This is a genomic window from Pseudomonas sp. 34 E 7, assembly GCF_900005715.1.
Taxonomy (GTDB): domain Bacteria; phylum Pseudomonadota; class Gammaproteobacteria; order Pseudomonadales; family Pseudomonadaceae; genus Aquipseudomonas; species Aquipseudomonas orientalis_A.
Genome location: NZ_CVTX01000113.1, coordinates 1 through 15,488, shown reverse-complemented (window position 1 = coordinate 15,488; position 15,488 = coordinate 1). Strand labels below are relative to the sequence as shown.

Genomic DNA, 15,488 nt, shown 5'->3' with positions numbered 1-15,488 from the left:
TAGAGCCGGCACCGCAGACTCCACCTGAGACCCCGGCCACCGAGTCCGCGCCCGCGCCGACCAACCCCAGCCTGCCGGCGCCGACAGAGGCGATTCCCGCCCTGCCAACGCCAACGCAGTGACTCAGACCGTTACGGGGTCTGTCTTGTCGACATTGATCCCGTAGCGGTTGATCGCCTCTGTGATGTTGTCACGACCGATCACACCGTCATCCGCCAGTGCCTTCAGCGCCGCCAGCACGATGAAGTGGCGGTCCACTTCAAAGAACTCGCGCAACGCTTCCCGGGTGTCCGACTGCCCGAACCCATCGGTTCCCAGCGCGACAAAGCGGCGGCCCTGTACGAAGGGGCGAATCTGATCGGCGAATAATTTCATGTAGTCCGTCGCCGCCACCACCGGCCCGGCTTTTCCGACAAGGCACTCCTCCACGTAACTCAGACGCGGCTCACTTTGCGGATGCAACAGGTTCCAGCGCTCTACGGCGTGCCCGTTACGGCGCAACTCGGTCAGGCTGGTGACGCTCCACACATCGCTATCTACAGCGAAATCTTCCCGGAGCAGCGACGCTGCAGCGATGACTTCGCGCAGGATCGAACCACTTCCCATCAGCTGAACCCGAGCATCCGGGTGTGTGCTCAGCGGATACATCCCCTTGAGAACCCCATCCTCTACGCCTTCGGGCATTGCCGGGTGCGGGTAGTTTTCGTTGAGCAGGGTGATGTAGTAGTAAATGTCTTGCTGTTCGACATACATGCGCCGCATGCCCTCGCGAATAATCACCGCCAGCTCGTAGGCAAAAGTCGGATCGTAGGCCACGCAGCACGGCACTACCGAGGCCAGGATATGGCTGTGCCCGTCGTCATGCTGCAACCCTTCACCCATCAAGGTGGTGCGCCCGGCCGTGGCACCCAGCAGAAAGCCGCGGGCGCGCGCGTCGCCCGCCGCCCAGGCCAGGTCGCCGACGCGCTGGAAGCCGAACATCGAATAGAAAATATAAAACGGGACGGTCATCAGGCCATGGTTGCTGTAGGACGTACTTGCCGCGATCCAGGAGGAAATGGCACCCGATTCATTCAGGCCTTCCTGCATGATCTGTCCGTCCTTGCTCTCTTTGTAGTAGCTCAGTTGCCCGGCGTCCTGCGGGGTGTAAAGCTGGCCCACGGCGGAATGGATGCCGATCTGCCGGAACAGGCTCTCCATGCCGAAGGTGCGCGACTCATCCGGCACGATAGGGACGATCAGCTTGCCCAGATGCGGGTCCTTGAGCAGCGTGCCGAGGATGCGTACAAACGCCATGGTGGTGGATATGGCGCGCTCGCCGGTGTCCTTGAGTTGAGTGGCGAATGCGGACAGGGGCGGGACAGTCAACGGGGCAACGTCAGTGTGCCGGGCCGGCACATACCCGCCCAGCGCCTGGCGCCGGGCATTGAAATAGCGCGCTTCTGTGCTGTCGGCCGCCGGCTTGAGGTAAGGAATTTCGTCGAGCAGGTCATCGGCCACTTCCAGCCCGAAGCGGTCGCGGAAGGCTTTTACCGCGTCGGCACCCATTTTCTTCAATTGATGGTTGATGTTCTGGCCTTCGCCGGCTTCGCCCATGCCGAAGCCCTTGACGGTCTTGGCCAGGATCACCGTGGGCTGGCCCTTGTGGCGCACTGCGGCGGCGTAGGCGTTGTAGACCTTGAGCGGGTCATGGCCGCCCCGTGAGAGTTTCCAGATATCGTCGTCGGACATATCCGCAACCAGTGCCAGCAATTCCGGGTATTTGCCGAAGAAATGCTCGCGCACATAGGCGCCATTCTGGGATTTGTAATTCTGGTAATCGCCGTCCACGCATTCCATCATGCGCTGGCGCAGCAGGCCGCTGTGGTCTTTGTCCAGCAGCGCATCCCAGCCACCGCCCCAGATCACCTTGATCACATTCCAGCCGGCGGCACGGTACACACTCTCGAATTCCTGGATCACCTTGGCGTTACCGCGTACCGGGCCGTCCAGGCGCTGCAGGTTGCAGTTGACGACGAAGATCAGGTTGTCGAGTTTTTCGCGACCGGCCAGGGAAATGGCGGCCAGGGATTCCGGCTGGTCCATCTCGCCGTCACCGAGGAACGCCCATACCTTGCGACCCTGGTGTTGCTTGAGGTCGCGAAACTCCAGGTAACGCATGAAGCGCGCCTGATAAGCGGCCGTGATCGGCCCCAGGCCCATGGACACCGTAGGGAATTGCCAGAAGTCCGTCATCAGCCGTGGGTGAGGGTAGGAAGACAGGCCTTGGCCACCGGCTTCGCGGCGAAAGTTATCCAGTTGGGCTTCGTTGAGGCGGCCTTCCAGATACGCGCGGCCGTAGATGCCGGGGGAGGAATGGCCCTGGATGTACACGAGGTCGCCGTCGAAGGTGTCGGTTCGGCCACGAAAGAAATGGTCGAAGCCTACGTCGTACAGCACAGCGGCTGACGCGTAGGTCGCGATATGCCCACCCACGCCCGAGTGTTTGCCGGCACGCAAGACCATCGCCATGGCATTCCAGCGGATAAACGCATTGGTCCGCCGTTCAATGTCCAGGTCGCCGGGGTAGGGCAGTTGGCGGTCGGCAGCGATGGTGTTGACGTAAGGGGTAGTCACCCGCCCGTAAAAGTCGCCATGGCGCGCCACGTCGAAATCCAGCAACTGGTCGATCAGGTAATGGGCGCGAGGGCGGCCTTCGGCCGACAGCACCGATTCGATGGAGTCGAGCCACTCACGGGTTTCCTGCGGATCGTGGTCCAGGGATGCGGCGTTATTCGGATTCATATGAGGCTCCAGGGTAGGCGGATTCCGGGCGGCGAACGCCTTGTGGGCGCGCTGCGATATAGTTGCAATTGCAACGACATGGCGGAATTTAGCCCGTGATGAGCTACTATTGCAACCTTCTTGAATTCCCCGGATGGTGTTGCATGTCGTCGAAAGAGCCGGATGTATGGTTCCGTTTTGTCAGGGCCCACAGGACGGTCATCCGTGAGATCGAGCGCCGGCTGACCGAGGCGCAACTGCCGCCGTATGCCTGGTACGACGCGCTGTGGGGCTTGGAAAGCGGTCCTGAAGGCACGCGCCGTATGCATGAATTGGCCGATGTGCTGGCCATTGAGCGTTACAACCTCACGCGCCTGGTCGACCGCCTGGAAAAGGACGGCCTGGTGGTGCGTTCACGTTCCGACGGCGATGGCCGCGCAGCGTTTGCCTCGATCACCGAGGCCGGCCGTACGCTGCGCAAGAAAATGTGGAAAATCTACGAAAGCACCGTGGATGAGCTGTTTTTGTCGCAAATCGAGCCTGAGCACCGTCAGGCCTTTGCCGATGCACTGCAGCGTACGGCGGGGTTGGCGATGGAGGCGGGCGTGCAAACCCGTAGCCGGCGCAAAACCTAAATGCGGTGAACCGTGACCGTGTCATTTCAGGTCATACCGTTGCAGGGCGTGTTCCACCTTGTGTGTCTCGATGTGCCCTTCATCGGCTAACGCTTTTAATGCCAGCACTGTAATCCAGTAGCGGTTCGGCGCGGCTGCCTGTACCGAGCCTGCGCCCAGCGCCACGAAGCGCGTGTTCACATGCGCGGCCAACTGGTCGACCACCACTTGTGGGTAGCCGGTGACGGCAAGCACCGGTGTCCGACTCCCCGCCAGGCAGTCGCGCAGATGGCTGCTGCGCCTGGGCGCGCAGGGATGCAGGCGGTTCCAGCGCTCGGCGGCCGCCGCCTCGCGGGCCAGTCGGGTATAACTGGGGCAACTCCATACATGCGCCGTGATGCCCCATTGCTGCTCAAGCAATTGCGCGGCGTGCATGACCTCTTCCAGGGCTCGACCGGCACCCAGCAAGCGCACGTTCGCCACGTCGGCAGTTTGCCGCACGGGATACATGCCCTTGATCGCACCTTCGCGGTCCAGCGTCTGCGGTGCGAGGGTGCTGGGCTGATCATGCAGCGCCAGGTAATAAAAGCCCGGCTGGCCATCCACGTACAGCGTTCGCAACCCGGCCAGCACGATGGCCTGGGCCTCTTCGCCCGAGGCAGGGTCGTAGGGCGTACAGCGTGGATGGCTGGCCAGCCACAACGGCAGCGACGGTTGCGCGCCCTTCGGCCACGGGGATGGCTGGGTTTCGCTGTCATTGCACAAAATGCCGCGCTGGTCGGTCCGGTGTGACAGTGCATACAGCTGTGCAGACGAGGTGGCGCTGTGCAGGTAGAGCAGCGGCTTTTCCCCGGTATTGCGCGCAAACCAGGTGGGCCAGTTACCCGGGCGCCGACTGCGCGACTGGCCGCGAATCACCCAGGCCTGGCGACTGGATTCCAGCGCGCCGGCCATGCTCAAGACCGTGTACAGCGGTGAGCTGCGCGAGCAGGCGCAGGTGTCCAGTGCGTCGATGCACAGCTGCGCAGCGAGTGCGGTAGAGGCGGGCATGGGGGTGGCTCCTGGCGACAGAGGTGCCTACCCTAATGGAATTGGTCTTATGATTGCAATTGCAATGATTGCAATAGTGCCTCGATCTTCCGACTAAATCAGTCCGCCGCCGCCGCGTTTAATCTTCACGTGCGGGAACATCATGGCGCAGACATTTTTTCGTCATGACGGCACTTTAGTCTGGTCGTGAAGGTCATTAATTGCGCTGGCATTTTTAACTTAACAAGGAGTCCACCATGGACGATTACCAGGAAGAACTGCTGGAGTACCAGGCATTCGAACTCGACCCGCTGGACCCGGTCGACGATGCCACCGAGCTGTAGGGCCGACTTCAGGCGGAATGCCGCTGACTGCGGCGAAATTCCCCTGGGGTCTGGTTGTTCCAGCGCCTGAAGGCGCGTTGGAAGGCTTGGGCCGAGGCAAACCCGAGCAAGTAGGCGATCTCGCCAAAGGCCAGTTCCGTGTCGCGAATGTAGGTCATGGCCAAGTCGCGGCGGGTATCGTTGAGAATCGCACGAAATTGCGTGCCTTCGTCGGCCAGTTTGCGGCGCAGGGTCCAAGTGGGCAGCTTCAAGCGTGCCGCCACTTCTTCCAGGTCGGGTTCCCGGCCACCATTGAGCATCGGCCCCAGCAGTCGAGTAATGCGCTCGCGCAGGCTGCGGGTGCGGGTCAGTTGCTCCAGTTCCCTTTCACACAGCTGTAACAACAGATGCCAGGTGCTCGGGCAGTACTGCGGGTTGCGCAGGGCCAGGGTGGCCTGAGTCAGGCGCAGTTGATTGCGGTCGGCGCCGAACTGCACAGGACTGTCCCCCAGCACGCTATACAAATGGCTGTATTCGGGGGCCTGGAATTCGATTTCGATGCGTTGGGCCTGCACCGGTTGTTGCGCCAGGCTCGACAGTTGATGCAGCCAGCCGGCGATGATCGAGTCCACCACAAAGCGGTTATAGGCGTTGTAGGGGCTGATGGAATAGAACCGCAGCCAGGCGCCTTCGGCGTCTTCATGAAAGCTCGATTGCCCACGGTAGTTGGAGCCATACAACGGCTCGAAGCGCGTCAGCGTGCGCGCGGCTTCGCGTACCGTCGGTGCCTGGGCGGCGGTGACACCGGCGAGCCCGGCCTGGCTCAGGCGACTGAGCTGACCCATGCGCAGGCCCAGGCCCGGATCGCCGGTCAGTTGGATGGCCGCATGCCCCAGGCGCATATAGCGCGGGATCGACAGGCGCGCGCCCGCTTCGGCCAAGCGTGCCGGGTCCAGGCCGTATTGCAGCAACAGGGGGTGCGGGTCCAGGCCGTGGCTGTGCACGGCATCGGCCAGGGTGTGCACGAAGCCCACCGACAGATCCCCCAGGCGCACCGGCTTCACGCGGTTACAGCCAGATATTGAGCAGGCGCGCGCCACGGGCTTCGCCGTCGGCGAACAGTTGCCCGTTGCGGCTCAGGAAGCTCTGCCCGGCGCTGCCCAGGTCCCAGAACTGGCCACGCAAAAACACGCTCATGCCCGCTGTGGCCTGGCTGATCGGTGGTTGGCTGATCAGGGTCAGGCGGCGCCAGGCCTCGCCCTCGCTGGTTTCCTCGGGCTTGAGGCTGACTTCCGAAGGGGTCGACACGCTCTTGAAGCCGCGCCACGGGCGGTCCCAGGTGTCACGCCCGGTCACATAGGCCGGCACGGCAATCAGTTGGGCACCTTGTTCATTGAGCTTGCGGTAGTTGTCCGGGTACCAGCTGTCGCTGCCGATCAGCACGCCCAGGCGCCCGGCCGGGGTGTCGACCACGCTGACGATGTTCTCATCGCCGGGTTCGATAAAGCCGCGCTCGTCGTAGATCGGGTACAGCTGGCGCTGTGGCTGGCCCAGAGGCAAACCATCGGCGGCAAAGACCACACTGACGTTGTACAGCGCACCATGGCCGACCTGCAGTTGCCCCAGGTTCACACTGGGATTGGGCAGGGCGATGGAACCGGCCACCAGGGTCACGCCGAATTCCTTGGCCAGGCCGCCAAACAGCACTTGGTAATCGCGCGCCATGCCGGCGGCTTTCATGCGCAGGTACGCATCATCCATGCGGTTGTCGCCGGTGGCGCTGATCCAGGCGCGCAGGAACTGCAACGGATTGCTGATCGACAGCCAGTTCATCGCGTCCTTGAGGTGGGTGGCCTGGTACAGCTCGTTTTTCTCGCCGGCGAGCATCAGCCAGGTGCCGACATGTTCCGGCAGCACGACGACGGTCTTGTCGTTGATCAAACCCTGTTCGCGGGCCTTTTGCAGGTAGGCCGAGAGCTTCAGGTGCAGGCGCTCCAGGCTCTGGTAATCGGCAGGGAACAGCTCCGGCTGGATGCCCAGCAGGTTGCCACGCTCGGCCGGCTGGCCTTCATTGACCGCGAGGGTGATGCGCAGGTCCGACAGGTAATGCGCCACGGGGCGCTCCTGGGTCCAGACCAGATACGCGGCGAGGGCGGCAACCAGGGCCATGGTGACGGTGAATATGAGTAATTTGCGCATGGGGCAACAGACAACAGACCGGGGGCAGGGTTCGCGACTAGGGTAGGGCTCCTGGCCCGGCTTGCCAAGGGTGGCTGTGCATTTGGATCAATAAGTTGTCAGTTTCAGTCATTGAGCGGTAGGTGATCGCCTCTTAGTCTGTGGGACATAAACCGATGGGGTGCCATTCGAGCCCTCCACGTCCCGTGATGATCCGTTGTGGAGCTGTACCATGACCGCTGCTGCCTACCCGCACCTGCTGGCCCCGTTGGACCTGGGTTTTACCACCCTGCGCAACCGTACCCTGATGGGCTCGATGCACACGGGCCTGGAAGAAAAGCCCGGCGGTTTCGAGCGCATGGCGGCGTATTTCGCCGAGCGCGCCCGGGGCGGCGTCGGCCTGATGGTCACCGGCGGCATCGGCCCGAACGATGAAGGCGGCGTGTATGCCGGTGCGGCCAAGCTGACCACCGACGAAGAGGCGCAAAAGCATCGGATCGTCACCCGCGCCGTACACGACGCCGGTGGCAAGATCTGCATGCAGATCCTGCATGCCGGGCGTTATGCCTACAGCCCCAAGCAGGTAGCGCCGAGTGCGATCCAGGCACCGATCAACCCGTTCAAGCCCCGGGAGCTGGACGAGGAGGGCATCGAGAAGCAGATCCAGGATTTCGTCACCTGCTCGCAGCTGGCCCAGGTCGCCGAGTACGACGGCGTGGAAATCATGGGGTCCGAAGGTTACTTCATCAACCAGTTCCTGGCCGCCCACACCAACCATCGCACCGACCGTTGGGGCGGCAGCTTCGAAAATCGTATGCGCCTGGCCGTGGAAATCGTGCGCCGGGTGCGTGAAGCGGTCGGCCCGAATTTCATCATTATTTTCCGCCTGTCGATGCTCGACCTGGTCGAGGGCGGCAGCGTCTGGGAGGAAGTCGTGCAGTTGGCCAAGGCCATCGAGCAGGCCGGCGCCACTATTATCAACACCGGTATCGGCTGGCACGAAGCGCGTATCCCGACCATTGCCACCAAAGTGCCGCGCGCCGCGTTCAGCAAGGTCACCGCCAAGTTGCGTGGCGCGGTGCAGATTCCGTTGATTACCACCAACCGCATCAACACGCCGGAAGTCGCCGAGCAGATTCTCGCCGAGGGCGATGCCGACATGGTCTCGATGGCGCGGCCGTTTCTCGCCGACCCGGAGTTTGTCAACAAGGCCGCGGCGGGGCGCGCCGACGAAATCAACACCTGCATCGGTTGCAATCAGGCGTGCCTGGACCACACCTTCGGCGGCAAGCTGACCACCTGCCTGGTCAACCCGCGGGCGTGCTATGAAACCGAACTCAATTACCTGCCCGTGCAGCAGATCAAGAAAATTGCGGTCGTCGGTGCCGGCCCTGCCGGACTGGCTGCTGCTACCGTGGCTGCCGAGCGCGGGCACCAGGTGACCTTGTTCGATTCGGCCAGCGAAATCGGCGGCCAGTTCAACATCGCCAAACGCATACCGGGCAAGGAAGAATTTTTCGAGACCCTGCGCTACTTCAAACGCAAATTGCAGACCACTCACGTCGAGCTGTGCCTCAACACCCGTGTCGATGTGGCGCAACTGGTGGCGGGCGGTTATGACGAGGTGATCCTGGCCACCGGTATCGCACCGCGTACGCCGGCGATTGCGGGTGTGGAGAACGCCAAGGTGCTCAATTACCTGGACGTGATCCTGGAGCGCAAGCCGGTTGGCAAGCGCGTGGCGGTGATTGGCGCGGGCGGTATCGGTTTCGACGTGTCGGAATTCCTGGTGCACCAGGGCGTGTCCACCAGCCTGGATCGCGAAGCGTTCTGGAAAGAGTGGGGCATCGACACTCAACTTGAGGCCCGTGGCGGCGTGGCCGGGATCAAGCCCGAGCGCCATGCACCGGCGCGTGAGGTGTTCCTGCTGCAACGCAAGGCGTCCAAGGTCGGCGACGGCCTGGGCAAGACCACCGGCTGGATCCACCGTACCGGCCTGAAAAACAAACAGGTGCAGATGCTTAACAGCGTCGAATACCTGAAGATCGATGATGAAGGCCTGCATATCCGCATCGGCGCCGAGGGCGAGCCGCAGGTGCTGGCGGTGGACAACATCGTCATCTGCGCCGGCCAGGACCCGCTGCGCGAACTGCACGACGGCCTGGTCGCCGCCGGGCAGAACGTGCACCTGATTGGCGGTGCCGATGTGGCGGCCGAGCTGGACGCCAAGCGCGCCATCAACCAGGGTTCGCGCCTGGCGGCCGAGCTGTAAGTCGACGAAAGGGGCGGTGTTAGACTACCGCTCCTTTTCATTCAGATACTTCCCGATGGGTCCTTTCGACTGGCTACCTCACGCTCCCCTTGAACCTTTGCAGCTCGACTGGCTGAACGGGGTCGAGTTGGCCATGCTGCGCCTGGACCGTATCGACCCGCTGATCAGCGGCAACAAGTGGTTCAAGCTCACCGAACACCTGAATCAAGCCCGCGACGCGGGGGCCAGCGGGGTCATCAGCCTCGGCGGGGCCTACTCCAACCATCTGCACGCCCTGGCGGCGGCGGGCAGGCGCTTTAGCTTTCCCACGGTCGGCCTGTTGCGCGGCCATCCTCAAGACACCCCCACCGTGCTCGACCTCAAGGCGTTCGGCATGCAATTGCATTGGCTCGGTTACGGCGGCTATCGCGCACGCCATGAGCCGGGCTTCTGGTTGCCCTGGCGCGAACAGTATCCCCATCTTCATCCGGTGCCCGAAGGCGGCGGCGGGCTGGCGGGTGCGCTGGGCTGCGCGGTGCTGGTCGAGCAGGCGCAGGCGCAGTTGAGTCAGCTCGGCTGGGCGGATTACGACGCTTGGTGGCTGGCAGCCGGTACCGGGACGACACTGGCCGGGTTGGTATTGGCCGAGGCGGGCAGGCGTACGGTCTACGGCGCATTGGCAGTGCCGGACGATCACGGTGTCGCGCAGAACGTAAGTGCCATGGTGCACAACGGTTACGAACTGATCGACGCCAGCCGAGACGGCTTTGCCAAGGTCGATCCGCTGCTGCTCGATTTTATCGAACGCACCGAACAGGCCAGCGGTGTGCCGCTGGAGCCGCTCTACACCGGCAAGGCGCTGCTGGCGTTGAAGCAACAGATCGAGACCGGACGCTTCGCCCCCGGTACCCGCCTGATCTTCATCCACACCGGCGGCCTGCAAGGCCGCCGAGGTTTCAATGCCTAGAGCAGACCCCCTGTGGGAGGGCCTTGCCCCCGATGGCCATGGGAAATCGCCACAATGCTGTAGCAGCCCACGCTAACCCCGTAAATCTGGAGCGTATAAAATCCCTCAAAACACTGGAGATCCAAATGTGGGAGGGGGCTTGCCCCCGATGGCGGTGGGTCAGCGACAACAGCGCTGGCTGACCCACCGCATCGGGGGCAAGCCCCCTCCCACATTTGTACCGGGATCGACACAAAACACCGGTCGGCTCCAAGGCCGCCGCGCTTTTGCTTTTGATCTCAGGCGCCCCGTTAAACCACGCTGGCCGAACGCAGGCTTGAATCCGTGGGTAACCCGGCAGGACGCCGGGTTAGCCGCACTGGGCCAGGGATGGCCCATTGCGGCGGCCCACGGATTCAAGCCGGAGAGAGGGCACACCGAGCCTAGGCGAGGTGCCGAGTGGTGGGGCAAGAGCGTTTTGCTTACTTTTGCGCTTTTCAAAAGTGAGCCGCCGTCAGGGCGGAACCCTAAGTGGCCGTGACCGCAGAAACGGATATGTACTCGGTCCGACCCAACATCCCGGCCAGCCCCAAGGCCGCCATCGGGGGCAAGCCCCCTCCCACATTTGAACCTCGGAGCGTCAGGTAGATACGTGTTGGCTGTCCGGCCGTCACGGGAGCAAGCTCCCTAGCCACAGGTCCGGCGTCGCACCCAAGTTGTGCAGATACTCATGCCCCGATCAAGGTGTATCACTCGATGGATGTGTTGGCTGACTCGACGCCATCGGGAGCAAGCTCCCTCCTGCCCGGCATCATCCTCAGCGCCGTATTATCGCGCATCACGTAATGATGAAAGATCCCGGCCAACGCATGCAGCCCGATCAGCCAGTAACCGATCTGGCCAAACAGCACATGCCAGCCTTCAATCTCCTTGGCCAATGCCTTGTTCTCAGCGATCAGCGGCGGCAACTCCATCCCGTAGAACATCACCGAATGCCCCTCGGCGCTGACGATCAGCCAGCCGGCAATCGGCATGCCGATCATCAACCCATACAGCGCAACGTGGGTCAGCGTCGCCAACAGGCGCTGCCATGGCGGCGGCGCCGGCACGATCTTCGGCGCCACGCCCAGGCTGCGGGCGAACAGGCGCAGCCACACCAGCACAAACACGGTCAGGCCGAACATAAAGTGCATTTCGACGATCAGCGTGCGCGCACCGCTGCCTTTGGGGAACTGGCCGCGTAACTCAATGCAGGCGTAGACCACCGCCAGGAGCACCACCATCAACCAGTGCAATGCAATCGACATGGTGCTGTAGCGCGTATCGGAATTTTTCCACGGCATCGTTGGGTTCCTCACTTATCAGGGCAACCTTCCGTTCTTTGACGGAGTGGTTCAACTGTATGCCTGTTTGAAGCGCTTTGCCCGTAGTGAATGCCGGTGCATTGACCTTCGTCAGTGGCTTTGCGGCATTTCCCCGCGAGCCAGGCGTGCGTTGATATCGGCGATGACCTGCGGCAGATCGGTAATAGTGTCGATCAGGTAGTGCGGGCGTGAGCCTTCGAACATCGCTTCGATACGCTGGCGCTCGCCGGCCAGTGTGGCGCTGTCCAGCGCCCGGAACTGCTCATAGGTCAGGCCCAGGGCGTTGCCGGAGCAGGTCAGCGCCACGGTCCACATGCCGGCACGGCGGCCTTCGAGGATACCCGGTACGGTGTCGTCGACTTTCACGCACGCCGCCACATCGTCAATGCCCAGCGCGATCACATTGGCCAGCGCCTGGGCCGGCCATGGGCGGCCATTGGGCACTTCGTCGGTGGCGACCACATGGTCCGCCACGTAGCCGTTGCTGGCGGCCAGGGCGACGACCTTGTCCATCACTTGTTTGGGATAGCCGGAACAGGAGCCGATCTTGATGCCCTGGGCGCGCACGCCGGCAAGGGTGTCGAGGGCGCCGGGGATCAGCGCCGAGTGTTCGGCGATTTTCTCGATCTGCAGCGGCATGAAGCGTTGGTAGATGGCGCTCACGTCCGCGTCGGTGGGCGTGCGGCCGAAGGCCTTGCGATAACGCTCGGCGACGTGCGGCTGATCGCAGAGGGTGCGGATATGGTCCCACTTGCCCATGCCCATCGGGCCACGAGCCTCTTCGATGGACACCTGTACGCCGAACTCGGCAAAGGCCTCGACAAAAATCTGCGTCGGCGCAAACGAGCCGAAGTCCACTACGGTGCCGGCCCAGTCGAGAATGACGGCCTGGAGCGTAGTGGGGTTTTGATAGTTCATGGTTCAGATCCTGTGGGGTAATGGGGACAATCAGAGGTCCAGCACGTGCATTTCTTGCAGCACCTCGGCGATGGCCTGGACCGCCGCGCGCATGCCCGCCGCGTCGACATGGCCGATGCAGCCCACGCGAAAGGTCTCCACCTGGGTCAATTTGCCCGGATAGAGGATGAAACCCTTGGCCTTGACCCGTTCGTAGAAGTCCGTGAACTGGTAGCGCGGGTGTTGCGGGGCGTGGAAGGTGACGATGATCGGCGCCTGGATCGCCGCCGGCAGGAAGCTGCGCAGACGCAGTGCGGCCATGCCGTCCAGGAGCGCGCGGCAGTTATCGGCGTAGCGTTGATGACGGGCGGGCAGGCCGCCCTCTTCGTGGTATTGCACAAGCGCTTCGTGCAGGGCGGCGACCACATGGGTGGGCGGTGTGAAGCGCCACTGGCCGGTGCGGGCCATGTAGCTGTGCTGGTCGAACAGGTCCATCGCCAGGGAATGAGAGTTGCCTGCGGCCGCAGCCAGCGCGCTCTTTTCGGCGAAGACAAAGCCCATGCCCGGCACGCCTTCCAGGCATTTGCCGGACGCGGCGATCAGCGCGTCGAAGGGCACTTCACGCGCATCGATCGGCAGTGCGCCGAAGGAACTCATGGCGTCGATGATCAGGCGCTTGCCGTGACGCTTGACCACTTCGGCGATCTGCGCCAGCGGGTTGAGGATGCCGGTGCTGGTCTCGCAGTGGATCAGCGCGACATGGGTGATCGCGGCGTCGGCGTGCAGCAGGCGGTCCACCTCGGCGGCGGTGGTGGGTTGGTCTTCGGGCGTTTCGAAGGTGCTGTACGCGCGGCCGAGCACGTCACAGATCTTCGCCAGGCGTTTGCCGTAGGCGCCGTTGATCAGCACCAGTACCTTGCCGTTACGCGGTACGAGGGTGCCGATGGCGGCTTCGACGGCGAAAGTGCCGCTGCCCTGCAACGGCACGCAGTGGTGGCTGGCGGCGCCATGGATGATCGCCAGCAAATGCTCGCACACGCTGGCGGTGAGTTGGTTGAAACGCTCATCCCATGAACCCCAGTCCACCATCATCGCCTGGCGCGTGCGATTGGAAGTGGTCAGGGGGCCGGGGGTCAGCAGGAGCGGCGCGGCAGGGGTCATCTCGGGTCCTCGTAAAACAACGGGTCGACTCTACGGCGCCTAAATTGCAGTTTGGCTTGTTATCAATCAAATTGTTTGTTGTTATGCGAGCTATCAGTGAGGCCGATAACCATGAACCTGTTCCAACTGCGCGCATTCGATGCGGTGGCCCGCGAGGGCAGTTTTACCCGTGCGGCCGCCCGGCTGTTCATCAGCCAGCCGGCGGTGACCGGGCACATCAAGGCGCTGGAGGAGCACTACCAGATCCCTTTGCTGCGCCGCACTGCGCGGCGGGTCGAGTTGACCGAGGAGGGCGCACGCCTGGCGGCGATCACCCGGGCGATCTTCGGCCTGGTGGATGAGGCGCAGGCGATGCTCGAAGCCAACCGCCAATTGCTCACCGGGCGCCTGGAAGTGGCGGCGGACGGCCCGCATCTGGTGATGCCGATGATCGCCCGGCTGCGCGTGCTTTATCCGGGCGTCACGGTGAATCTGCGCCTGGGCAATGCCCAGGAAACCCTGGCGGCGTTGTTGTCCGAGCATGCCGATGTGGCGGTGCTGACCGAAGTGGAGCCGCGCAATGGCCTGCACCTGCATCCCTTGGGCGAGTCGCGTATTTGCGCGCTGGTGCCGGCCGTGCATCCGTGGGCGGGGCAGGCCGAGGGCATTGCACTGTCGGCGTTGAACGAAGAGATCATGGTGTTGCGCGAGCCCGGTTCCATTACCCGGCGTACCTTTGATGAGGCGTGTCTGGCTGCCGGTGTGCGGCCCAGGGTGCTGCTGGAACTGGACAGCCGGGAGGCGGTGACGGAGGCCGTTGCGGCCGAGCTGGGCCTGGGGGTGGTATCGTCGATGGAGGTCAGCCGCGACCCACGCGTATGTGCCGTGCCGATTCGCGGCGACGGCCTGCAGAACCGGCATCTGCTTGGCTGCCTGGAGCGGCACCGGTCGTTGCGCTTGATCCAGGCCTTTTTCGAGTTGGCGCCCTGAGGGTTTTTTGGTGGAACGATGCGTTGCTGCGCTATAAACTCTGCCCCCAAAGCGCCGGCCAGTAGACGTTTCGGCGCCATGGAAAGTAGAGAGTGAGTCATGGGCGCACAGTGGAAAGTCAAACATAAAGAAGCGGCAGCCAATGCCAAGGGCAAGATTTTCGGCAAGCTGGTGAAAGAAATCACCATCGCCGCCCGCAACGGTGCAGACACCTCGACCAACGCTCACCTGCGTCTGGTGGTGGAGCAGGCCAAGAAGGCCTCGATGCCCAAGGAAACCCTGGACCGCGCGATCAAGAAGGGCGCCGGTCTGCTCGGTGAAACCGTGCAGTACCACCGTGTCACCTACGAAGGTTTCGCCCCGCACCAGGTGCCATTGATCGTCGAGTGCGTCACCGACAACATCAACCGCACCGTGGCGGAAATCCGCGTGGCGTTCCGCAAGGGCCAATTGGGGGCTTCCGGCTCGGTGGCCTGGGACTTCAATCACGTCGGGCTGATCGAAGCGTCGCCGGACACCCCGGACGCTGATCCGGAAATGGCCGCCATCGAAGCCGGTGCCCAGGACTTTGAAGACGGCGAGGAAGCAGGCACTACCTTGTTCATCACCGAAACCACCGACTTGGACGCCGTGCAGAAAGCCTTGCCGGAGCAGGGCTTTACCGTGCTGTCGGCTAAGCTGGGCTATCTTTCGAAGAACCCGGTCAGTGGGTTGAGCGATGAGCAGATGGCCGAGGTCGAGGCGTTCCTGGAAGGCCTGGATAACCATGATGATGTGCAGGATATGTTTGTCGGGCTGGCTGGCTGATTTTTATTTGGGTGCATGCAGTCAAAATGTGGGAGGGGGCTTGCCCCGATATCGGCCTCCCAGCCTACAGCTACCTGCCTGATACGCCTCGGTCCAATGTGGGAGGGGGCTTGCCCCCGATGGCGGCCTCTGGGCCGACCAGGATGTTGGATCAGATCGAGTACATATCCGTTTCTGCGGTAACGG

General features: G+C 62.9%; 12 protein-coding genes. 5 read left to right on the top strand and 7 right to left on the bottom strand.

Features of this window, described 5'->3' with window-relative positions:
- Nucleotides 1-123 precede the first annotated feature (123 nt).
- Nucleotides 124-2,784: a pyruvate dehydrogenase (acetyl-transferring), homodimeric type gene (aceE, locus tag BFP96_RS09685; protein WP_065936102.1), complete on the bottom strand. Its 2,661-nt coding sequence runs from the start codon at nucleotides 2,782-2,784 to the stop codon at nucleotides 124-126.
- Between the two features lie 143 nt (nucleotides 2,785-2,927).
- Here aceE and BFP96_RS09680 point away from each other — a divergent pair, with 143 nt between their 5' ends.
- Nucleotides 2,928-3,398 (top strand): MarR family winged helix-turn-helix transcriptional regulator, encoded by a 471-nt coding sequence (locus tag BFP96_RS09680; protein ID WP_065884864.1) that lies wholly within the window; start codon nucleotides 2,928-2,930, stop codon nucleotides 3,396-3,398.
- A gap of 21 nt (nucleotides 3,399-3,419) precedes the next feature.
- On the opposite strand, the gene BFP96_RS09675 is transcribed toward BFP96_RS09680, so the two are convergent.
- From BFP96_RS09675 to BFP96_RS09665, 3 genes are all read right to left on the bottom strand, one after another.
- Nucleotides 3,420-4,427 (bottom strand): transketolase-like TK C-terminal-containing protein, encoded by a 1,008-nt coding sequence (locus tag BFP96_RS09675; RefSeq protein ID WP_065936101.1) that lies wholly within the window; start codon nucleotides 4,425-4,427, stop codon nucleotides 3,420-3,422.
- 331 nt (nucleotides 4,428-4,758) lie between these two features.
- Nucleotides 4,759-5,793: an AraC family transcriptional regulator gene (locus BFP96_RS09670; protein WP_065936100.1), complete on the bottom strand. Its 1,035-nt coding sequence runs from the start codon at nucleotides 5,791-5,793 to the stop codon at nucleotides 4,759-4,761.
- A 4-nt stretch (nucleotides 5,794-5,797) separates the two neighbouring features.
- The gene (locus tag BFP96_RS09665) at nucleotides 5,798-6,928 is read right to left on the bottom strand and encodes a carbon-nitrogen hydrolase family protein (RefSeq protein ID WP_065892538.1); all 1,131 of its coding nucleotides are present in this window, start codon (nucleotides 6,926-6,928) and stop codon (nucleotides 5,798-5,800) included.
- Nucleotides 6,929-7,139: 211 nt separating this feature from the next.
- On the opposite strand from BFP96_RS09665, the gene BFP96_RS09660 reads away from it, so the two are divergent.
- Nucleotides 7,140-9,179 carry an NADPH-dependent 2,4-dienoyl-CoA reductase gene (locus BFP96_RS09660; RefSeq protein WP_065936099.1) on the top strand — a complete coding sequence of 680 codons (2,040 nt, stop codon included), beginning with the start codon at nucleotides 7,140-7,142 and terminating at the stop codon, nucleotides 9,177-9,179.
- A gap of 55 nt (nucleotides 9,180-9,234) precedes the next feature.
- Nucleotides 9,235-10,125, top strand: coding sequence for a 1-aminocyclopropane-1-carboxylate deaminase/D-cysteine desulfhydrase (locus BFP96_RS09655; protein WP_065936098.1), 891 nt, complete (start codon nucleotides 9,235-9,237; stop codon nucleotides 10,123-10,125).
- 728 nt (nucleotides 10,126-10,853) lie between these two features.
- On the opposite strand, the gene BFP96_RS09650 is transcribed toward BFP96_RS09655, so the two are convergent.
- The 3 genes from BFP96_RS09650 to BFP96_RS09640 all read right to left on the bottom strand — a co-directional run bounded on the left by BFP96_RS09650 (nucleotide 10,854) and on the right by BFP96_RS09640 (nucleotide 13,526).
- Nucleotides 10,854-11,447, bottom strand: coding sequence for a cytochrome b (locus BFP96_RS09650; RefSeq protein ID WP_065936097.1), 594 nt, complete (start codon nucleotides 11,445-11,447; stop codon nucleotides 10,854-10,856).
- A 111-nt stretch (nucleotides 11,448-11,558) separates the two neighbouring features.
- The gene (gene phnX / locus BFP96_RS09645; protein WP_065936096.1) at nucleotides 11,559-12,386 is read right to left on the bottom strand and encodes a phosphonoacetaldehyde hydrolase; all 828 of its coding nucleotides are present in this window, start codon (nucleotides 12,384-12,386) and stop codon (nucleotides 11,559-11,561) included.
- Between the two features lie 30 nt (nucleotides 12,387-12,416).
- Entirely contained in the window at nucleotides 12,417-13,526 is a 1,110-nt protein-coding gene (locus BFP96_RS09640) for a 2-aminoethylphosphonate--pyruvate transaminase (protein WP_065936095.1), read from the bottom strand.
- 111 nt (nucleotides 13,527-13,637) lie between these two features.
- On the opposite strand from BFP96_RS09640, the gene BFP96_RS09635 reads away from it, so the two are divergent.
- On the top strand, nucleotides 13,638-14,495 hold the full coding sequence (locus tag BFP96_RS09635) for a LysR substrate-binding domain-containing protein (RefSeq protein ID WP_065936094.1): 858 nt from the start codon (nucleotides 13,638-13,640) through the stop codon (nucleotides 14,493-14,495).
- Nucleotides 14,496-14,594: 99 nt separating this feature from the next.
- On the top strand, nucleotides 14,595-15,302 hold the full coding sequence (locus BFP96_RS09630) for a YebC/PmpR family DNA-binding transcriptional regulator (RefSeq protein ID WP_065896773.1): 708 nt from the start codon (nucleotides 14,595-14,597) through the stop codon (nucleotides 15,300-15,302).
- Nucleotides 15,303-15,488: the final 186 nt, after the last annotated feature.

Coding starts and splice junctions, on each gene's coding strand:
- aceE (WP_065936102.1), bottom strand. CDS start 2,784: ATGAATCCGAATAACGCCGCATCCCTGGACCACGATCCGCAGGAAACC.
- BFP96_RS09680 (WP_065884864.1), top strand. CDS start 2,928: ATGTCGTCGAAAGAGCCGGATGTATGGTTCCGTTTTGTCAGGGCCCAC.
- BFP96_RS09655 (WP_065936098.1), top strand. CDS start 9,235: ATGGGTCCTTTCGACTGGCTACCTCACGCTCCCCTTGAACCTTTGCAG.
- BFP96_RS09650 (WP_065936097.1), bottom strand. CDS start 11,447: ATGCCGTGGAAAAATTCCGATACGCGCTACAGCACCATGTCGATTGCA.
- phnX (WP_065936096.1), bottom strand. CDS start 12,386: ATGAACTATCAAAACCCCACTACGCTCCAGGCCGTCATTCTCGACTGG.
- BFP96_RS09640 (WP_065936095.1), bottom strand. CDS start 13,526: ATGACCCCTGCCGCGCCGCTCCTGCTGACCCCCGGCCCCCTGACCACT.
- BFP96_RS09660 (WP_065936099.1), top strand. CDS start 7,140: ATGACCGCTGCTGCCTACCCGCACCTGCTGGCCCCGTTGGACCTGGGT.
- BFP96_RS09635 (WP_065936094.1), top strand. CDS start 13,638: ATGAACCTGTTCCAACTGCGCGCATTCGATGCGGTGGCCCGCGAGGGC.
- BFP96_RS09675 (WP_065936101.1), bottom strand. CDS start 4,427: ATGCCCGCCTCTACCGCACTCGCTGCGCAGCTGTGCATCGACGCACTG.
- BFP96_RS09665 (WP_065892538.1), bottom strand. CDS start 6,928: ATGCGCAAATTACTCATATTCACCGTCACCATGGCCCTGGTTGCCGCC.
- BFP96_RS09630 (WP_065896773.1), top strand. CDS start 14,595: ATGGGCGCACAGTGGAAAGTCAAACATAAAGAAGCGGCAGCCAATGCC.